Annotated in this window: 10 protein-coding genes and 1 tRNA gene; all 11 read left to right on the top strand. The window is 72.8% G+C overall.

The genetic code is table 11. The features are described from left to right. The first annotated feature begins 46 nt into the window (after positions 1-46). The 11 genes from ACWEV0_RS04620 to ACWEV0_RS04570 all read left to right on the top strand — a co-directional run bounded on the left by ACWEV0_RS04620 (position 47) and on the right by ACWEV0_RS04570 (position 16,799). Positions 47-505, top strand: coding sequence for an ATP-binding protein (locus tag ACWEV0_RS04620; RefSeq protein ID WP_453146423.1), 459 nt, complete (start codon positions 47-49; stop codon positions 503-505). Between the two features lie 232 nt (positions 506-737). Further along, positions 738-3,092, top strand: coding sequence for a sodium-translocating pyrophosphatase (locus ACWEV0_RS04615; RefSeq protein ID WP_453146422.1), 2,355 nt, complete (start codon positions 738-740; stop codon positions 3,090-3,092). 188 nt (positions 3,093-3,280) lie between these two features. Then, entirely contained in the window at positions 3,281-3,952 is a 672-nt protein-coding gene (locus tag ACWEV0_RS04610; RefSeq protein ID WP_453146421.1) for a small secreted protein, read from the top strand. Positions 3,953-4,060: 108 nt separating this feature from the next. Next, the gene (locus ACWEV0_RS04605; RefSeq protein ID WP_453146419.1) at positions 4,061-5,608 is read left to right on the top strand and encodes a DUF7059 domain-containing protein; all 1,548 of its coding nucleotides are present in this window, start codon (positions 4,061-4,063) and stop codon (positions 5,606-5,608) included. Positions 5,609-5,731: 123 nt separating this feature from the next. Continuing rightward, the gene (locus ACWEV0_RS04600) at positions 5,732-6,916 is read left to right on the top strand and encodes an ABC transporter permease (RefSeq protein WP_453146418.1); all 1,185 of its coding nucleotides are present in this window, start codon (positions 5,732-5,734) and stop codon (positions 6,914-6,916) included. A gap of 224 nt (positions 6,917-7,140) precedes the next feature. Continuing rightward, positions 7,141-7,338 (top strand): hypothetical protein, encoded by a 198-nt coding sequence (locus ACWEV0_RS04595; protein WP_453146416.1) that lies wholly within the window; start codon positions 7,141-7,143, stop codon positions 7,336-7,338. 249 nt (positions 7,339-7,587) lie between these two features. Then, the gene (gene topA / locus ACWEV0_RS04590) at positions 7,588-10,410 is read left to right on the top strand and encodes a type I DNA topoisomerase (RefSeq protein WP_453146414.1); all 2,823 of its coding nucleotides are present in this window, start codon (positions 7,588-7,590) and stop codon (positions 10,408-10,410) included. 164 nt (positions 10,411-10,574) lie between these two features. Next, positions 10,575-13,733, top strand: a complete 3,159-nt coding sequence (gene tmk / locus ACWEV0_RS04585) for a dTMP kinase (protein WP_453146412.1) — start codon at positions 10,575-10,577, stop codon at positions 13,731-13,733. A gap of 63 nt (positions 13,734-13,796) precedes the next feature. After that, a complete protein-coding gene (locus ACWEV0_RS04580) occupies positions 13,797-14,999 on the top strand; it encodes a DNA polymerase III subunit delta' (RefSeq protein ID WP_453146410.1) in 1,203 nt (400 codons plus the stop codon). Between the two features lie 80 nt (positions 15,000-15,079). After that, the gene (locus tag ACWEV0_RS04575; RefSeq protein ID WP_453146408.1) at positions 15,080-16,618 is read left to right on the top strand and encodes an alpha/beta hydrolase; all 1,539 of its coding nucleotides are present in this window, start codon (positions 15,080-15,082) and stop codon (positions 16,616-16,618) included. A gap of 107 nt (positions 16,619-16,725) precedes the next feature. Beyond that, positions 16,726-16,799: transfer RNA gene (locus tag ACWEV0_RS04570), tRNA-Thr, on the top strand. Positions 16,800-17,327 lie beyond the last annotated feature (528 nt).

Below are 17,327 nucleotides of genomic sequence, written 5' to 3'. Positions count from 1 at the left end.
GCGGCCCTCGCCCTCGTGCAGCCCTCGAGAATCCCAGGGGAATCGCATGGCCACCGTTGAACTCCTCTTCAGTGCTCAGCCCGAGCACGTCCGCACGGCCCGCCTCGTGGCCGCCGCGGTCGCCAGACGGGCCGGGGTCGACGAGGCGGTCCTCGACGAGGTCCGGCTCGCCGTGGGCGAGGCGTGTTCCCGGGCGGTCGGGCTGCACCGCAGCAACGGGGTCACCACCCCCGTCCGGGTCGTGCTGACCGAGGAGGAGAAGACCTTCTCCATCGAGGTCGGCGACGAGGTGCCCGGCGCGGGTGTGGCGGCGGCCGACGCCGCCGGCGTGCCCGGCGCGCGCGACGCCGCACCGGACGAGGACTTCGACGACGCGGGTGGCGAGGACGAGATGGGCCTCGCGGTGATCCGCGGGCTCGTCGACGACGTCGAGGTGAGTGCCGGCCAGGAGGGCGGCACCATCCGGATGAGCTGGCCCGCCGACCCGGACGCCGCGCTCACCTGATCCTGTGGCGTAGCGGAAGTTACGCCCACAGCGTGAAAAGAAGAGGCCCTGCCACGCAGGGCCTCTTTTCATGCCTGCGGCCCCCGATCCGCCGCGGATGCCTTGGTCTCATTGCCGCATTTGGCGGTACTTGAAAGGTATTCACGCATTACAAATGCGGCGCCCTGTTTTGACCGGGTTTCTCTCCTTACAATCCGCCTTGTCCTGGATTCATGACGTCAAGGAGGACGGAATGGCGGGTCTCGCAGCCGCGGTGCTCACCCAGGAGAACCGCGTGATCGTGGTCGTCGTCGCGGCCGTCGCGCTCGCGGCGCTGCTCGTGGCCCAGCTTCTCGTCCGGCAGGTGCTGCGGGCGGGTGAGGGCACGGAGAAGATGAAGGAGATCGCGGCCGCCGTCCAGGAAGGCGCGAACGCCTATCTCGCGCGGCAGCTGCGCACCCTCGGCGTCTTCGCCGTCGTCGTGTTCTTCCTGCTGTTCCTGCTGCCCGCCGACAACTGGTCGCAGCGGGCCGGCCGCTCGCTGTTCTTCCTGGTGGGGGCGCTTTTCTCGGCGGTCACCGGGTACGTCGGCATGCGGCTCGCCGTCCGCGCGAACGTGCGTGTCGCCGCCGCGGCCCGGGAGGCCACGCCAGGCCCCGGCGAGCCCGAGAGGGACCTCACGACCGTCTCCCACCGGGCCATGAAGATCGCTTTCCGCACCGGTGGTGTGGTCGGCATGTTCACCGTCGGCCTCGGGCTGCTCGGCGCCTCCTGCGTGGTTCTCGTCTACGCCGCCGACGCGCCGAAGGTCCTGGAGGGCTTCGGCCTCGGCGCCGCGCTCATCGCCATGTTCATGCGCGTCGGCGGCGGCATCTTCACCAAGGCCGCCGACGTCGGCGCCGACCTGGTCGGCAAGGTCGAGCAGGGCATCCCCGAGGACGACCCGCGCAACGCCGCGACCATCGCCGACAACGTGGGCGACAACGTCGGCGACTGCGCGGGCATGGCCGCCGACCTCTTCGAGTCGTACGCCGTCACGCTCGTCGCCGCGCTCATCCTCGGCAAGGCCGCCTTCGGCGACCTCGGACTCGCCTTCCCGCTGATGGTGCCCGCGATCGGCGTCGTCACCGCGATGATCGGCATCTTCGCGGTCGCCCCGCGGCGCGCCGACCGCAGCGGGATGAGCGCCATCAACCGGGGCTTCTTCCTCTCCGCGCTGATCTCGCTCGCCCTCGTCGCCGTCGCCGTCTTCGCCTACCTTCCGTCCTCCTACGCCGACCTCAAGGGCGTCACCGAGCCCGGCATCCCCACCCACAGCGGCGACCCGCGCGTCCTCGCCCTGGTCGCCGTCGCCATCGGCATCGTGCTCGCCGCGCTCATCCAGCAGCTCACCGGCTACTTCACCGAGACCGGCAGGCGCCCGGTCCGCGACATCGGCAAGTCCTCCCTGACCGGCCCCGCCACCGTCGTCCTCGCCGGCGTCTCGCTCGGCCTGGAGTCCGCCGTCTACACGGCCCTGCTCATCGGCCTCGCCGTCTACGGCGCCTTCCTGCTCGGCGGCGCGTCCATCATGCTGGCGCTCTTCGCGGTCGCCCTGGCCGGCACCGGGCTGCTCACCACGGTCGGCGTGATCGTCGCCATGGACACCTTCGGGCCGGTCTCCGACAACGCCCAGGGCATCGCGGAGATGTCCGGCGACGTGCAGGGCGCGGGCGCGCAGGTGCTCACCGACCTCGACGCCGTCGGCAACACCACCAAGGCGATCACCAAGGGCATCGCGATCGCCACCGCCGTCCTCGCCGCCTCCGCGCTGTTCGGCTCCTACCGGGACGCCATCGCGACCGCCGTCGCCGACGTCGGGGCGAAGGCGACCGAGACGAACCTCTCCATGAACATCTCCCAGCCCAACAACCTCTTCGGCATGGTGCTCGGCGCCGCCGTCGTCTTCCTCTTCTCCGGGCTCGCCATCAACGCGGTGTCCCGGTCCGCCGGAGCGGTGGTGTACGAGGTGCGGCGGCAGTTCCGCGAGCACCCCGGGATCATGGACTACACCGAGAAGCCCGAGTACGGGCGGGTCGTCGACATCTGCACCAAGGACGCGCTGCGCGAACTCGCCACGCCCGGACTGCTCGCCGTGATGGCCCCGATCGCGGTCGGCTTCACCCTCGGCGTCGGCCCGCTCGGCTCGTACCTCGCCGGCGCGATCGGCACCGGCGCCCTGATGGCCGTCTTCCTCGCCAACTCCGGCGGCGCCTGGGACAACGCCAAGAAGCTGGTCGAGGACGGCCATCACGGCGGCAAGGGCAGCGACGCCCATGCCGCGACCGTCATCGGCGACACGGTCGGCGACCCGTTCAAGGACACCGCGGGCCCGGCGATCAACCCGCTCCTGAAGGTGATGAACCTGGTCGCGCTGATCATCGCCCCGGCGGTGGTGCAGTTCAGCTACGGGGCCGATGCGAGCGCCTGGCTGCGGGCGCTCGTCGCGGTCATCGCGATCGTCGTCATCGTGGCCGCGGTCCGCGTCTCCAAGCGGCGCTCGGTGGCCGTCGGGGACGACACGCCCGAGCGGAACGGTTCGTCGAAGGACGCCGCCGTCCCCTCGTAACGGTTGTTGATGCTCCGTCAAAACAGCAGTGCGGGCCGGGGGCGGGCGGACTGTTCCGACGTGACGTCCGCCCCTGTTGACTTGGTTCAAACGGCTGCAATGCCGGATGAACCGGTCGCACGATCGGTGGATCACACCCGCATGGCGTGTATGTTCCGGGGCCGAGAGCCTTGGAAGGGACCGATCCGGTGAACAAGAAGCTTGCGGCCGCACTGTCCGGCGGCGCGGTACTGATGCTCGTGCTGTCCGGTTGCAGCGACGACGAGGGCAACAAGGTCGACGACTGGGCCAAGACGTTCTGCGACCAGGCGCAGCCGCAGATCCAGAAGCGGGCCAACGCCAACCAGCTGATCATCTCCACGGCTGCCGACAGCAAGCCGGCCACCATCCAGGCCGCCGACTCCAAGGCGTTCCAGGACATCGCCGACGCCGACCGGGCCCTCGCCAAGGCCGTCGAGAGCGCCGGGGCGCCCCCGGTCGACAACGGCCAGAAGATCCAGCAGGACGCCATCAAGGAGCTCAACGCCACGGCCGTGGCCTACGACGGGCTGAAGAAGCAGGTCGACGCGCTCGACACGACGAACCAGCAGAAGTTCGCCGACGGGCTCAAGGTCGTCTCGGACAACCTGGCGAAGATCCAGAACATGGACCAGGACGCCGTGGCCAAGCTCCAGGCCGGCGAGCTCGGCCAGGCCATGGCCAAGCAGCCCGGCTGCCAGACCCCGAAGGCGTCCCTGCCGCCGAGCGCGTCCCCGAAGGCGGGCGCGCCGGACGCCAAGCCGTCGGGTTCCGCCAAGCCGTCCGGTTCCGCGAAGCCCTCCGGCTCGGCGAAGCCCTCCGCCTCCGCCAAGAGCGAGTAGAGCGAGTAGAGCGAGTAGTCCGCGCAGGACCACGCAGCGGACTCAGTGACGGGCCGACCGGGCGCCTTCGCCGGGTCGGCCCGCCCGTTGTCGGTGGCGGCCGTCACAATGGGGCACGTGAGTACGACCAGCACGACCACCAGCCTTCCGGTGCCCACGCACGCCGCCCGACTGCGCGAGGCACTGCTCGCCGCCGACTTCACCGCCGACGGTCTGCTCGACCTGCTCGGCGCCCAGGCGTACGCCGCCCTCGCCCGCAGCGAGGTCGTGCCCGCCCTCCGCGCCACCCGCGGGGACGCCCCGCTGGACACCCTCGTCCGGCTGTTCCTGCTCCAGCGGGCCGTGGAGTACGAGCGGGCCGCCGCCGCCCTGCCCCTGGAGGAGGCGCTCGCCGACGGCTGGGTGGTGCGGGAGGACGACGCCGTGCTCGCCACGGTCGACGTCCGCCCGTACGGCGGCCCGGACGGCGAGGACTGGTTCATCGTCTCCGACCTGGGCTGCGCCGTCGGCGGCGCCGGCGGCATCGGCAAGAAGGACGAAGGCGTCGTCCTCGGCGTCGGCGGGGCCTCCACCACCCTCGCCGGCATCACCGTCCGCACCCCTGTCGCCACCGCCCTCGACCTCGGCACCGGCTCCGGCATCCAGGCGCTGCACGCCGCCCAGCACGCCACCCTGGTCACCGCCACCGACCTCAACCCGCGTGCCCTCGACTTCACCCGGCTCACCCTCGCCCTCTCCGGGGCCCGCGGCGCCGAGCTGCTCCAGGGCTCGCTCTTCGAGCCGGTCGACGGCGACACGTACGACCTGATCGTCTCCAACCCGCCGTTCGTGATCTCCCCCGGCGCCGGACTCACCTACCGCGACGGCGGCATGGGCGGCGACGACCTGTGCCGCACGCTGGTGCAGCAGGCCGGGGACCGCCTCAACGACGGCGGGTACGCGCAGTTCCTCGCCAACTGGCAGCACGTCGAGGGCGAGGAGTGGCAGGACCGGCTGCGCTCCTGGGTGCCGCGCGGCTGCGACGCCTGGATCGTGCAGCGCGAGGTCCAGGACATCACGCAGTACACCGAGCTGTGGCTGCGCGACAGCGGCGACCACCGCGGCGACCCGGCCGAGTACCGCCTCGCGTACGGACGGTGGCTCGACGAGTTCGAGGCCCGCAAGACCAAGGGCGTCGGCTTCGGCTGGATCACACTGCGCAAGAACCCGGCGGTGGTCTCCGGCGCGGTCGAGCCGTCGATCGTCGTCGAGGAGTGGCCGCACCCGGTGGAGCAGCCGCTCGGCGACACCGTGCGGGCCCACTTCGACCGCCAGGACTACCTGCGCGGCCACGACGACGCGGCGCTGCTCGCCGGCCACTTCGTCCTCGCGCCCGAGGTCGTGCAGGAGCAGGTCGGCATGCCCGGTGCCGAGGACCCCGAGCACGTCCTGCTCCGGCAGAACCGCGGGATGCGCCGCGCCACCCGCGTCGACCACGTCGCCGCCGGCTTCGCGGGCGTGTGCGACGGCACGCTGAGCGCCGGGCAGATCCTGGACGCCATCGCCCAGCTCACCGGCGAGGACCCGGTCGTGCTGCGGGACCGCACCCCGCAGGCGATCCGGCTCCTGGTCGAGGAGGGCTTCCTGCTGCCCGCCGCGGACGGGAGGTCAGCTTGATACGGATCGAGCTGGACGAGGCCGCGTTCGGCGCGACCCGGATCGCGTGAGCCCGCTGCGGGACGCCTTCTGCGCCCTGCACCTCCAGCTGCCCTGACGCACCCCCTCCTGGCCGTACCAGGAGTGGGCCACGCCCGGGCGGTGTGGCGCGAGGACGATCGCCTGCGGCCGCTGTGGGACCTGCTCGCCGAAGGGCGGTACGACGTCTCCGACTTCCTGCTGCCCCGGCCCACCGGCACCCCGGACGTGTACGAGGAGCTGGACGCCCTGCGGGCCACCGGCCCGGCTTTCGTGCGCGCCCAGGCCGCCGTCTACTACCCGGACATGGCCGAAGCGCCGTTCCTGCGGCCCTGTCTGACGGAACCGCAGGCGGCGTGCGCGACGCTCGCCGATGCCTACGCCGCCTGGTGGGAGGAGGCCATCGCCCCGTACTGGCCGGTGATGCGCAGGCTCGTCGAGGACGAAGTCCTCGTCCGTGCCCGGACCTTCGCGATCGAGGGCGTGGACGCGCTGTTCCGTTTCCGTGCCTCCGCCCGGCTCCTCGTGGTCGGCGGGGCGATCTCGTACCGCGCCCTGTTCAACTGGACGACTCCGCCCATGTTCATCGGAACGCTGCTGGTCGGACCGCTGCTCCAGGTGTTCTTCTTCGTCTTCCTCGGACGGGAACTCGGGGTCGCCGACGACCGTTTCCATCTTGTCGGGAACGCCGTCCTCGCAGCCTCCGCCTCCTGCGTGTACGGCGGCACGATGGCCTTCGCCAACGAGCGCCGGTACGGCACGCTGGGCGCCGTCCTGCTCTCGCCCCGCGCCCGCGTCCCGCTGTGGGCCGGACGGGCGCTGCCGTACGTCCTCAACGGACTGGTCGTCAGCGCCTTCGTGCTCACGGTGGCCGCGACCGTGCTCGGCCTGCGCGTGCCGGCGGGCGCGCTGCCCGGCCTGGGGCTTGTCCTGCTCGCCGGGGCCGGGGCCGGGGCCTGCTCGGCGTTCGGACTCGCGCTCGGCGCCCTCGGGCCGCGCTTCCGGGACGTGTTCCTGGTGTCGAACGTGGCGAGCTCGCTGCTCCTGCTCCTCACGGGCGCCGCCGTCCCCCGGGACACCCTGCCCGGGTGGATGCGGACGGCCGGGGAGCTGCTGCCGCTGACCCACGCGGCGGACGCGGCGCGCCGGCTCACCGCGGGCGGCGGGCTCGACGGGCGGCTGCTCGGGGCCGAGCTGCTCGTGGGCGCGGGGTACGCGCTGCTGGCAGTGGCGCTGCTCGCGCTCTACGAGCGGGGCAGCCGGCGGCGGGCCACGCTCGACGTGATGTGACGAAGAGACGTGAGGTGACGAAGAGACGTGGGGTGACGAGGAGAAAGAGAGGAAGGGGAGAACGGGGAGAGGGAGAGAGAGGGGGAAGGGAGTACCGGCCATCCTCGTGAAACCGTTCCGGTCCGTGCCTGCCGTTCACCGGGAATTAGCCCTGCTGACGCCGGGAGGTGCCAGCCTCGGCCGCGGGGACCGAAGAGCCATGGGCGAGGGAACGGGGCAGGGGCATGGAGAGCGGGCCGGCGATCTTCGCGGGGGCGGCGTTCACGCTGTTCGGGGCGGTGCTGCTGCTGTGGACGGGGGTCCGGGTCCGGCAGGGTGCGCCCGTGGCGCTCGGGGTGGCTCCCGGACCCGCCGCGGTGCTCACGGCGCTCTTCGGCGCGGCCTTCCTCCTGCTCGGGATCTGGTGCTTCGGCCGGCTGTGACGTGGACCCGCCGGGGAGGCTGTCCGGGAGTCCGGGCGGCAGGAAGGGGCGGAGTCGGGTTACCGTTCGAGTGGCCGTTGCGGGCTTTTGCCGTTTGACACGGGGGCGGGTTGTACCGTCACACTCCGCAGCGACGACAGTGTCACCGTACGTGCCGCTGCCGTGCGTGCCAGCGCCGTACGTACGCCGCGCCGCGTACGTACGCAGTCAGTACGTGCCAGAGAGCGTCGACCGGAGAGAAGAGCGAAGTTGTCCCCGACCAGCGAGACCGCACACGGCGGCCGCCGACTCGTCATCGTCGAGTCGCCTGCCAAGGCGAAGACGATCAAGGGCTACCTCGGCCCCGGCTACGTCGTCGAGGCGAGCGTCGGGCACATCCGTGACCTCCCGAGCGGCGCCGCCGAGGTGCCGGAGAAGTACACGGGCGAGGTGCGCCGGCTCGGCGTCGACGTCGACCATGACTTCCAGCCCATCTATGTCGTCAATGCCGACAAGAAGGCGCAGGTCAGGAAGCTCAAGGAGCTGCTCGCCGAGTCCGACGAGCTCTTCCTCGCCACCGATGAGGACCGCGAGGGCGAGGCCATCGCGTGGCACCTCCAGGAGGTCCTGAAGCCCAAGGTCCCGGTCCACCGGATGGTCTTCCACGAGATCACCAAGGACGCGATCCAGCAGGCCGTGCGCAACCCGCGCGAGCTGAACAAGCGGATGGTCGACGCCCAGGAGACCCGCCGCATCCTCGACCGGCTCTACGGCTACGAGGTCTCGCCGGTCCTGTGGAAGAAGGTCATGCGCGGCCTGTCCGCCGGCCGTGTCCAGTCCGTCGCCACCCGGCTCGTCGTCGAGCGCGAGCGCGAGCGCATCGCCTTCCGCTCCGCCGAGTACTGGGACCTCACCGGCACCTTCTCCACCGGCCGCGCCGGCGACCCGTCCGACCCGTCCTCGCTGGTCGCGCGGCTGGCGACGGTCGACGGCAAGCGCGTCGCGCAGGGCCGTGACTTCGGCGCCGACGGGCAGCTGAAGACCCAGAACGTGCTCCACCTCGACGAGGCGAACGCCCGCGCGCTCGCCGCGGCCCTCGCCGACACCCGGTTCGCGGTCCGCTCGGTCGAGTCGAAGCCGTACCGCCGCTCGCCGTACGCCCCCTTCCGCACCACCACCCTCCAGCAGGAGGCCAGCCGCAAGCTCGGCTTCGGTGCGAAGGCGACCATGCAGGTGGCGCAGAAGCTGTACGAGAACGGCTTCATCACCTACATGCGTACGGACTCCACGGTGCTCTCCGACACGGCCGTCGCCGCGGCCCGTGCCCAGGTCACCCAGCTGTACGGCGCCGACTACCTGCCGGACCAGCCGCGCGTCTACGCGGGCAAGGTCAAGAACGCCCAGGAGGCGCACGAGGCGATCCGTCCCTCGGGTGATCGTTTCCGCACCCCGGCGGAGACCGGCCTCACCGGCGACCAGTTCAAGCTCTACGAGCTGATCTGGAAGCGGACCGTCGCCTCCCAGATGAAGGACGCGACCGGCAACTCGGTCACCGTCAAGATCGGCGGCACCGCGGCGGACGGCCGCGACGCCGAGTTCTCGGCCTCCGGCAAGACGATCACCTTCCACGGCTTCATGAAGGCGTACGTCGAGGGCGCCGACGACCCGAACGCCGAGCTCGACGACCGCGAGCGGCGCCTGCCGCAGGTCGCCGAGGGCGACGCGCTCGCCGCCGAGGAGATCACCGCCGACGGCCACGCCACCAAGCCGCCCGCCCGCTACACCGAGGCCAGCCTGGTCAAGGAGCTGGAAGAGCGCGAGATCGGCCGCCCGTCGACGTACGCCTCGATCATCGGCACCATCCTCGACCGCGGCTACGTCTTCAAGAAGGGGACGGCGCTCGTGCCGTCGTTCCTCTCCTTCGCCGTCGTCAACCTCCTGGAGAAGCACTTCGGGCGGCTCGTCGACTACGACTTCACCGCCCGGATGGAGGACGACCTCGACCGCATCGCGCGCGGCGAGGCCCAGGCGGTGCCGTGGCTGAAGCGTTTCTACTTCGGCGAGGGCGGCCCCGAGGGCTCCGGCGCCGCCGACGCCGGGAACGGCGACGGCGACCACCTCGGCGGTCTGAAGGAGCTGGTCACCGACCTGGGCGCGATCGACGCCCGGGAGATCTCCTCCTTCCCCGTCGGCAACGACATCGTGCTCCGCGTCGGCCGCTACGGCCCGTACGTCGAGCGCGGCGAGAAGGACCAGGAAGGCCACCAGCGCGCCGACGTCCCCGACGACCTGGCGCCCGACGAACTCACCGTCGCGTACGCGGAGGAGCTGCTCGCCAAGCCGAGCGGCGACTTCGAGCTGGGCACCGACCCGGTCAGCGGCAACCAGATCGTCGCCAAGGACGGCCGCTACGGCCCGTACGTGACGGAGATCCTGCCCGAGGACACCCCGAAGACCGGCAAGAACGCGGTCAAGCCGCGCACCGCCTCGCTCTTCAAGTCGATGTCCCTGGACACCGTCACCCTGGACGACGCGCTCCGGCTGATGTCGCTGCCCCGCGTCGTCGGCACCGACGCCGAGGGCGTCGAGATCACCGCGCAGAACGGCCGCTACGGCCCGTACCTGAAGAAGGGCACGGACTCGCGGTCGCTCACCGACGAGGAGCAGCTCTTCACGATCACGCTGGAGGAGGCGCTGGCGATCTACGCCCAGCCCAAGCAGCGTGGCCGCGCCGCCGCCAAGCCCCCGCTGAAGGAGCTCGGCACCGACCCCGTCAGCGAGAAGCCCGTGGTCGTCAAGGACGGCCGTTTCGGCCCGTACGTGACGGACGGCGAGACCAACGCCACCCTGCGCACCGGCGACAGCGTGGAGACCATCACGCCCGAGCGCGGCTACGAGCTGCTCGCCGAGAAGCGGGCCAAGGGCCCCGCGAAGAAGGCGGCCAAGAAGGCTCCGGCCAAGAAGGCGCCCGCGAAGAAGACGGCGGCCAAGAAGACGACCGCGGCCAAGAAGACCACGACGGCCGCGGCGAAGAAGACCGCCGCCAAGAAGACCACGACGGCGAAGAAGGCGGCTGCCGCCAAGCCGGAGTGACGTAGCGGAGTGACGTTGCCGACAGCGTGAGTGGGGGTGCGGGCCGGGGGCCCGTACCCCCACTCGTTCGTTCCGCTGATCGTCAGGTGATCGTCAGGTGATCGTTCGGCTGGGTGTTCGGTCGAAGGCCGCGGGGAGCAAGGCCGTCCGGATAGGGTGGACGGATGACGCGAGCAGAGCAGCCATCCACCGACGCCGCACTCGTCGCGGATTCCAGGGAGCGTGCCGTACGGGCCCTCTTGCGCCATCAGCCCCTGCGAAGGCTGTGGAGCGCCCAGTTCGTCGGCGGCACCGGCGACGCCCTCGCCGTCCTCGTCCTGATCCTGCTCGGCTTCCAGGCGGCCGTCACCCAGCACATGCTGGGCGGCGGCTACCGCGGCGCCGCGCTCGCCGTCGCCGCCGTGATCGGCGCCCGGATGCTCGCCGCCGTCCTCTTCGGCGCCGTCCTGCTCGGCCCGCTCACCGCGCTCACCGCGCCCGGCGGCCCGCTTGACCGCCGCTGGACGATGATCGGCGCCGACGTGCTGCGGCTCGCGCTGCTCGTCGTCGCACCGCTGTGGATCGAGTGGACCCCGGGCAGGGCACTGTGGTTCCTGCTCGGCACCGTCTTCGTCAGCGGCGCCGCCGAGCGCCTGTGGACCATCGCGAAGGAGGGCGCGGCGCCCGCGCTGCTGCCCGCCCCGCCGATCGAGGGCGCCGCCGTCCGGCCGCTGCCCGACCACCTGGGCGCGCTGCGCACCCTCAGCCTGCGCACCGGCTTCCTGGCCGTGCCCACCGCCGCGGCGGCGCTGCTGCTCGCGACGCTCGTCGGCAACCTGCTCGGCGCCGGCATCGACTGGTTCTCGGAGCACCAGGCCGCCCTCGGCTCGTACGTCGCCGCCGGGCTCTTCTCGGCGTCCGTCTCCGTCCTGTGGTTCGTCACGCTGCCCGGCGACCAGACCCCGCGGCCCCGCTCTCCCCTCGAGGGCCTGCGCCGGCCCACGTACGGCGACCAGGGCCCCGAGAAGGGGCGCACCGGCGCGCTCGGGCTGCTCGTCCTGGCCTGCGCCACCGTCGCCGGCGCCATCGCCGCCGCCGCGGCCGTCTCCGTCCTGCACGCGTACGACCTGGGCGGCGGGCCCGTCACGTACGCCCTGCTGATCCTCGCGCTCAGCGTCGGCACCGGCGTCGGCATCCGCACCGCCGGATCCGTCCTTACCGTGCTCTCCCGGCGCCGGCTGCTCGCCCTCGCGATCGCCGTCACCGGCATCGCGCTGCTCGCGATGGGCCTGGTGCCGGACACCGCGACCGTGCTGATGATCGCCGCGCTCGCCGGTTACGCGGCCGGGGTCGCCGCCCGCACCGGGCACAGCCTCGTCGACCAGGAGACCGAGGAGCCCCGCCGGGCCCGGGTCACCGAACACCTCCAGGCCGTCGCCCGCGTCGGAATGGGCGTCGGCGCGCTCGCCGCGCCGCTGCTCGCCGCCGCGATCGGCCCGCACCGGCTCGCCTCCGGCAGCTTCGTCTTCGCCCACGGCGGCGCCGCCTTCACGCTGATGCTGGTCGGCGCGCTGCTGCTGCCCGTCGCCGCGCTCGTCCTCGCCAAGACCGACGACCGCGCGGGCGTGCCGCTCCGCCGCGACCTGCGCGACGCGCTGCGCGGCGCCGACCCGGTCCAGGCGCCCTCGCCGACCGGCTTCTTCATCGCCCTGGAGGGCGGCGACGGAGCCGGCAAGTCCACCCAGGTCGAGGCGCTCGCCGAGTGGATCCGCGCCAAGGGCCACGAGGTCGTCGTCACCCGCGAGCCCGGCGCCACCCCGATCGGCAAGCGGCTCCGCATGATCCTGCTCGACGTGTCGAGCGCCGGCCTGTCCAACCGCGCCGAGGCGCTCCTGTACGCCGCCGACCGCGCCGAGCACGTCGACTCCCTCGTCCGGCCCGCCCTGGAGCGGGGCGCGGTGGTGATCTCCGACCGCTACATCGACTCGTCCGTCGCCTACCAGGGCGCCGGCCGCGACCTGTCCGCGACCGAGATCAGCCGCATCAACCGCTGGGCGACCGGCGGACTCGTGCCGAACCTGACCGTGCTCCTCGACGTCTCCCCGGAGACCGCGCGCGAGCGCTTCACCGAGGCCCCGGACCGGCTGGAGTCCGAGCCGCCGGAGTTCCACGCGCGCGTGCGGGCCGGTTTCCTCGCCCTCGCCGCCGCCGACCCGGGCCGCTACCTGGTCGTCGACGCGGGCCAGGAGCCGGCGGCCGTCACCACCGTCGTGCGCCACCGGCTCGACCGGATGCTGCCGCTCTCCGAGGCCGAGGTGAAGGCCCAGGAGGAGGCCCGCCGCAAGGCCGAGGAGGAGGCCCGGCGGAAGGCCGAGGAAGAGGCCGCCCGCAAGGCCGAGGAGGAGCGCCTGGAGCGCGAGCGCCAGGAGCAGCTCGCCAGGCTCCGTGCCGAGGAGGAGGCGCGGCGCAAGGCCGAGGAGGAAGAGGCCCGGCGCATCGAGGCCGAGCGGCAGGCGGAGGAGGCCCGGCGGCGCGCCGAGGAGGCCCGGATCGCCGCCGAGGAGGAGCGCAAGCGGCGCGAGGCCGAGGAGAAGGCCCGCCGCGAGGAGGAGGAACGGCTCCGCAAGCAGGCCGAGGAGGAGGCCCGGCTGCGGGCCGAGGCCGAGGAACGCCGCAGGGAGAAGCAGCGCAAGGCCGAGGAGGCGCTGCTGCGCGCCGAGGAGGCCCGCAAGCTCGCGGAGGCCGCGGCGGCGAAGGCCGCGGAGGAGGCCGCGCGGAAGGCGGCCGAGGAGAAGGCCGCGGCGGCGGCAGCGGCGGCATCGGCAGCGGCGAAGGCGGAGGCCGAGCGCAGGGCGGCCGAGGCGAAGCGCCTGGAGAAGCGCGCCGAGGAGTCCGCGAACGAGATCACGGTGCCGACGCCGGTCGTGAAGCCGGACGAGGCTCCCACGGTCTCCCCGAACGAGGTCACCGTCCCGACCCCGATCGTGAAGCTCGGCGACGACGAGACCACGGTCATCCCGCGGATCAAGGACGTCAAGGACGGCAAGGACGTCAGGGGTGCCAGGGACGTCAGGGGTGCCGACGAGACGGCCGTGCTGCCCTCCGTACGCGAGACCGACCCCGTCGACCGGGTGCCGCAGGGCTTCTTCCGCGACGCGCAGGACGAGCCCGCCGACTCGAACGACCGCACGCGCGAGCTGCCGCAGCTCGACGAGCAGGGCAGGCCGCGGCGCCGCTCCGACTGGGCGGAGGAGACCCCGCTCGACGATCTGCCGACGCTGGCGGACGAGCTGCTCGGCGGCTTCGAGGACGACGAGGAGGACCGCCGGCGCCGCGGGCGCTGAGTGTCAGCGGTTGTCAGCGGGCTGCCCCACAATGGAACGCGTACCTGAGGAGGGGCATCGGACATGGCCGTATGGGACGACCTCGTGGGGCAGCCGCGGGTCGAGGAGCAGCTGGCCGCCGCCGCGCGCGACGCCGACGCGCTCGTGACCGCGCAGGCCGCAGGCGAGCCCGCCCCGGAGGCGTCGAAGATGACGCACGCGTGGCTGTTCACCGGGCCGCCCGGGGCGGGGCGGGACACGGCGGCGCGGGCGTTCGCGGCGGCGCTGCAGTGCGTGAGCCCCGACCGGGCGCTCGGCGGGGCGCCGGGCTGCGGCTTCTGCGACGGCTGCCACACGGCCCTCGTCGGCACCCACGCCGATGTCGAGGTGGTCCGCACGGACCTGCTCTCCATCGGCGTGAAGGAGACCCGTGACCTGGTGCGGCGGGCCCAGCTCTCGCCCGCCGTCGGGCGCTGGCAGGTCATCGTCCTGGAGGACGCCGACCGGCTCACCGAGGGCGCGGCGAACGTGCTCCTGAAGGCCGTCGAGGAGCCCGCGCCCCGCACCGTCTGGCTGCTGTGCGCGCCCTCCCTGGAGGACGTGCTGCCCACGATCCGCTCCCGCTGCCGGCACCTGACGCTGACCACGCCGTCGGTGACGGCCGTGGCGGACGTGCTGATCCGCCGCGACGGCATCGAGCCGGAGCTCGCGCTCTCCGCCGCCCGGGCCACCCAGGGCCACATCGACCGCGCCCGGCGGCTCGCGACCGACGAGCGGGCGCGGGCCCGCCGCTCCGTGGTCCTCAAGCTGCCGCTGCGGGTCGGCGACGTCGGCGGCGGCCTCCGCGCCGCCCAGGAGCTGATCGACGCGGCCGCCGAGGACGCCAAGCAGGTCGCCGAAGAGGTCGACGTCAAGGAGACCGAGGAGCTGAAGGCGGCCCTCGGCGCGGCCCAGGGCGGCCGGATGCCGCGCGGCACGGCCGGCGCGATGAAGGAGCTGGAGGAGCGCCAGAAGCGGCGCCGCACCCGCACCCAGCGCGACAGCCTCGACCTCGCGCTCACCGACCTGACCGGCTTCTACCGCGATGTGCTCGCCCTCCAGCTGCGCGCCGCGACGCCACTGGCCAACGAGGACGTGCGCGACTCCGTCGAGCGGATCGCCGGCGACACCACCCCGGAGCGCACGCTGCGCCGCATCGAGGCGGTCCTCGCCTGCCGCGAGGCCCTCGACCGGAACGTGGCGCCGCTCCTCGCGGTGGAGGCGATGACGATGGCGCTGCGCGACTGACCCCGAGTCGTCCACAAGGCGCCCGGTTGTCCACAGGGGCGATTGGACACGTTGCGTACCGGTCCCGATACGCTCCGGGAATGGACTCCAGGCGCCTGCTCCGCATCACCGCCACGGCCTTCGCCGCCGCCGGCCTCGTCCTCTCCGGCTGTACGAGCGGGAGCGGCGCCGCCGCGCCCTCGCAGCGCCCGTCCGGCGCGTCGGGCCCGGCCGCGCTCGAGAAGTACTACGCGCAGAAGGTGTCCTGGCGGGACTGCGGCGTCGCGAACTTCCAGTGCGGCACCGTCCGCGCCCCGCTCGACTACGCCAGGCCCGAGGGCGCCGAGGTGAAGCTCGCCGTCTCCCGGGTCCGCGCCACCGGCCCCGGCAAGCGGCTCGGCTCCCTCCTGGTCAACCCGGGCGGCCCCGGCGGCTCGGCGGTCGGCTACCTCCAGGGGTACGCGGGCATCGGCTATCCGGCCCCGGTCCGCGCGCGGTACGACCTCGTGGGCGTCGATCCGCGCGGCGTGGCCCGCAGCGAGCCGGTCGAGTGCCTGACCGGCAAGCGGATGGACGCGTACACCCAGGTCGACCAGACGCCGGACGACGCGGCCGAGCAGAAGGCACTCGCGGACGCCTACAAGGAGTTCGCGGCGGCCTGCCGGCAGAAGTCGGGCAAGGTGCTCCCGCACGTCTCCACGGTGGAGGCGGCCCGTGACATGGACATCGTCCGGGCGGCCCTGGGCGACCAGAAGCTGACGTACGTGGGCGCCTCGTACGGCACCTTCCTCGGCGCCACCTATGCGGAACTCTTCCCCAGCCGGGTCGGGCGGCTCGTCCTCGACGGGGCCATGGACCCGTCGCTGACCGCCGAGCAGCTCAACCGGGACCAGACCGCCGGCTTCGAGACCGCCATCAACGCCTTCGCCGCCGACTGCGTGAAGAAGACCGACTGCCCCCTCGGCACGACCTCCACCGCGGCGGCCCTGGACAGGCTCCGGCGCTTCTTCCGCGACACCGACGCCAGGCCGGTGCCGACCGGCGAGAGCCGCCCGCTCGGCGAATCGCTGGCCACCACCGGTGTGATCGCCGCGATGTACGACGAGGCCGCCTGGCCCGAGCTGCGCGAGGCCCTCACCCGGGCCACGGGCGGCGAGGGTTCCGCGCTGCTCGCCCTCGCCGACAGCTACTACGAGCGCGAGGCGGACGGCACGTACGCCAACCTGATGTCCGCCAACGCGGCCGTGAACTGCCTCGACCTGCCGCCCGCCTTCCCCGGCGGCCCGGCGGACGTCGTCAAGGACGTGCCGGCCTTCGAGAAGGCGTCCTCCGTCTTCGGCCGCAACCTCGCCTGGGCCGCCCTCAACTGCACCTACTGGCCCACCCCGGCCACCGGCCACGCCCACCGCATCACCGCCGAGGGCGCCGCCCCCATCGTCGTCGTCGGCACCACCCGTGACCCCGCCACCCCCTACAAGTGGGCCCGCTCCCTCGCCGCCCAGCTCTCCTCCGGCACCCTCCTCACCTACGAGGGCGACGGCCACACCGCGTACGGCCGCGGCAGCGACTGCATCGACACCGCCATCAACACCTACCTCCTGGACGGCACCCCGCCGGCCGAGGGCAAGCGCTGCTCATAGCCCCTTCGCCGTCCCGGATCCGGCCGGATCCGGGGGTGGTCGGAGCACCCCCGGAAACTGTGTAGACTTGGCGACGCTGCTGCACCCACCATGGGAACGCAGGGCGCGCCGCCTTAGCTCAGTTGGCCAGAGCAACGCACTCGTAATGCGTAGGTCTCGGGTTCGAATCCCGAAGGCGGCTCTAATAGGACCCAGGACAGAGACTTCTGTCCTGGGTCTTCTGCTTTTCCCGTGGCATATGACCAAGAGTTGTCAAAGAACACCGGACAGTGCCCACGTTTCCTGGTCATAGCGACCTGATCAGGAGAGTCTCATGGTTGTACTGGCAACGTATCGAGACGCCTGGGCCGGCTCAATGGTGAGCTACAAGCTTCCCGATGGGGGTGCCTGTTGTTTCCCGTGCGTCCAGGTGCGTGCCACACGATGAGCAGGCCGCCGGGGGGCGGCAGGAGGGGAGCACATCCTGTACACCATCAGCAGACCGCCGACGAAGGCCCAGTCGACCAAGGCCCCGCCGGCGAGCGCGCAGAAAGCACCGCCGCCGGAGGCCTCGGCGGCGGCCGGGGCGGACGAGCTCGTTCCGGCGGGGCGGGGGGGGCGCGCGCGGGGGGCGGGGGGGGCCGCCGCCGCGGGGGGGGGGGGGGGGGGGGCCCGGGGGGGGGGGGGGGGGGCCCCCGTTGGGGGGGGGGCTCTTCAACCGGTGCCGGGG

The organism is Streptomyces sp. NPDC003943, from assembly GCF_053605265.1.
This window is presented reverse-complemented; position numbering and strand designations above follow the sequence as displayed.

Excerpts from the sequence above, each read along its gene's own strand:
- ACWEV0_RS04620 (WP_453146423.1), top strand. The coding sequence starts at position 47 with ATGGCCACCGTTGAACTCCTCTTCAGTGCTCAGCCCGAGCACGTCCGC.
- ACWEV0_RS04615 (WP_453146422.1), top strand. The coding sequence starts at position 738 with ATGGCGGGTCTCGCAGCCGCGGTGCTCACCCAGGAGAACCGCGTGATC.
- ACWEV0_RS04605 (WP_453146419.1), top strand. The coding sequence starts at position 4,061 with ATGGGGCACGTGAGTACGACCAGCACGACCACCAGCCTTCCGGTGCCC.
- ACWEV0_RS04595 (WP_453146416.1), top strand. The coding sequence starts at position 7,141 with ATGGAGAGCGGGCCGGCGATCTTCGCGGGGGCGGCGTTCACGCTGTTC.
- tmk (WP_453146412.1), top strand. The coding sequence starts at position 10,575 with ATGACGCGAGCAGAGCAGCCATCCACCGACGCCGCACTCGTCGCGGAT.
- ACWEV0_RS04580 (WP_453146410.1), top strand. The coding sequence starts at position 13,797 with ATGGCCGTATGGGACGACCTCGTGGGGCAGCCGCGGGTCGAGGAGCAG.
- ACWEV0_RS04575 (WP_453146408.1), top strand. The coding sequence starts at position 15,080 with ATGGACTCCAGGCGCCTGCTCCGCATCACCGCCACGGCCTTCGCCGCC.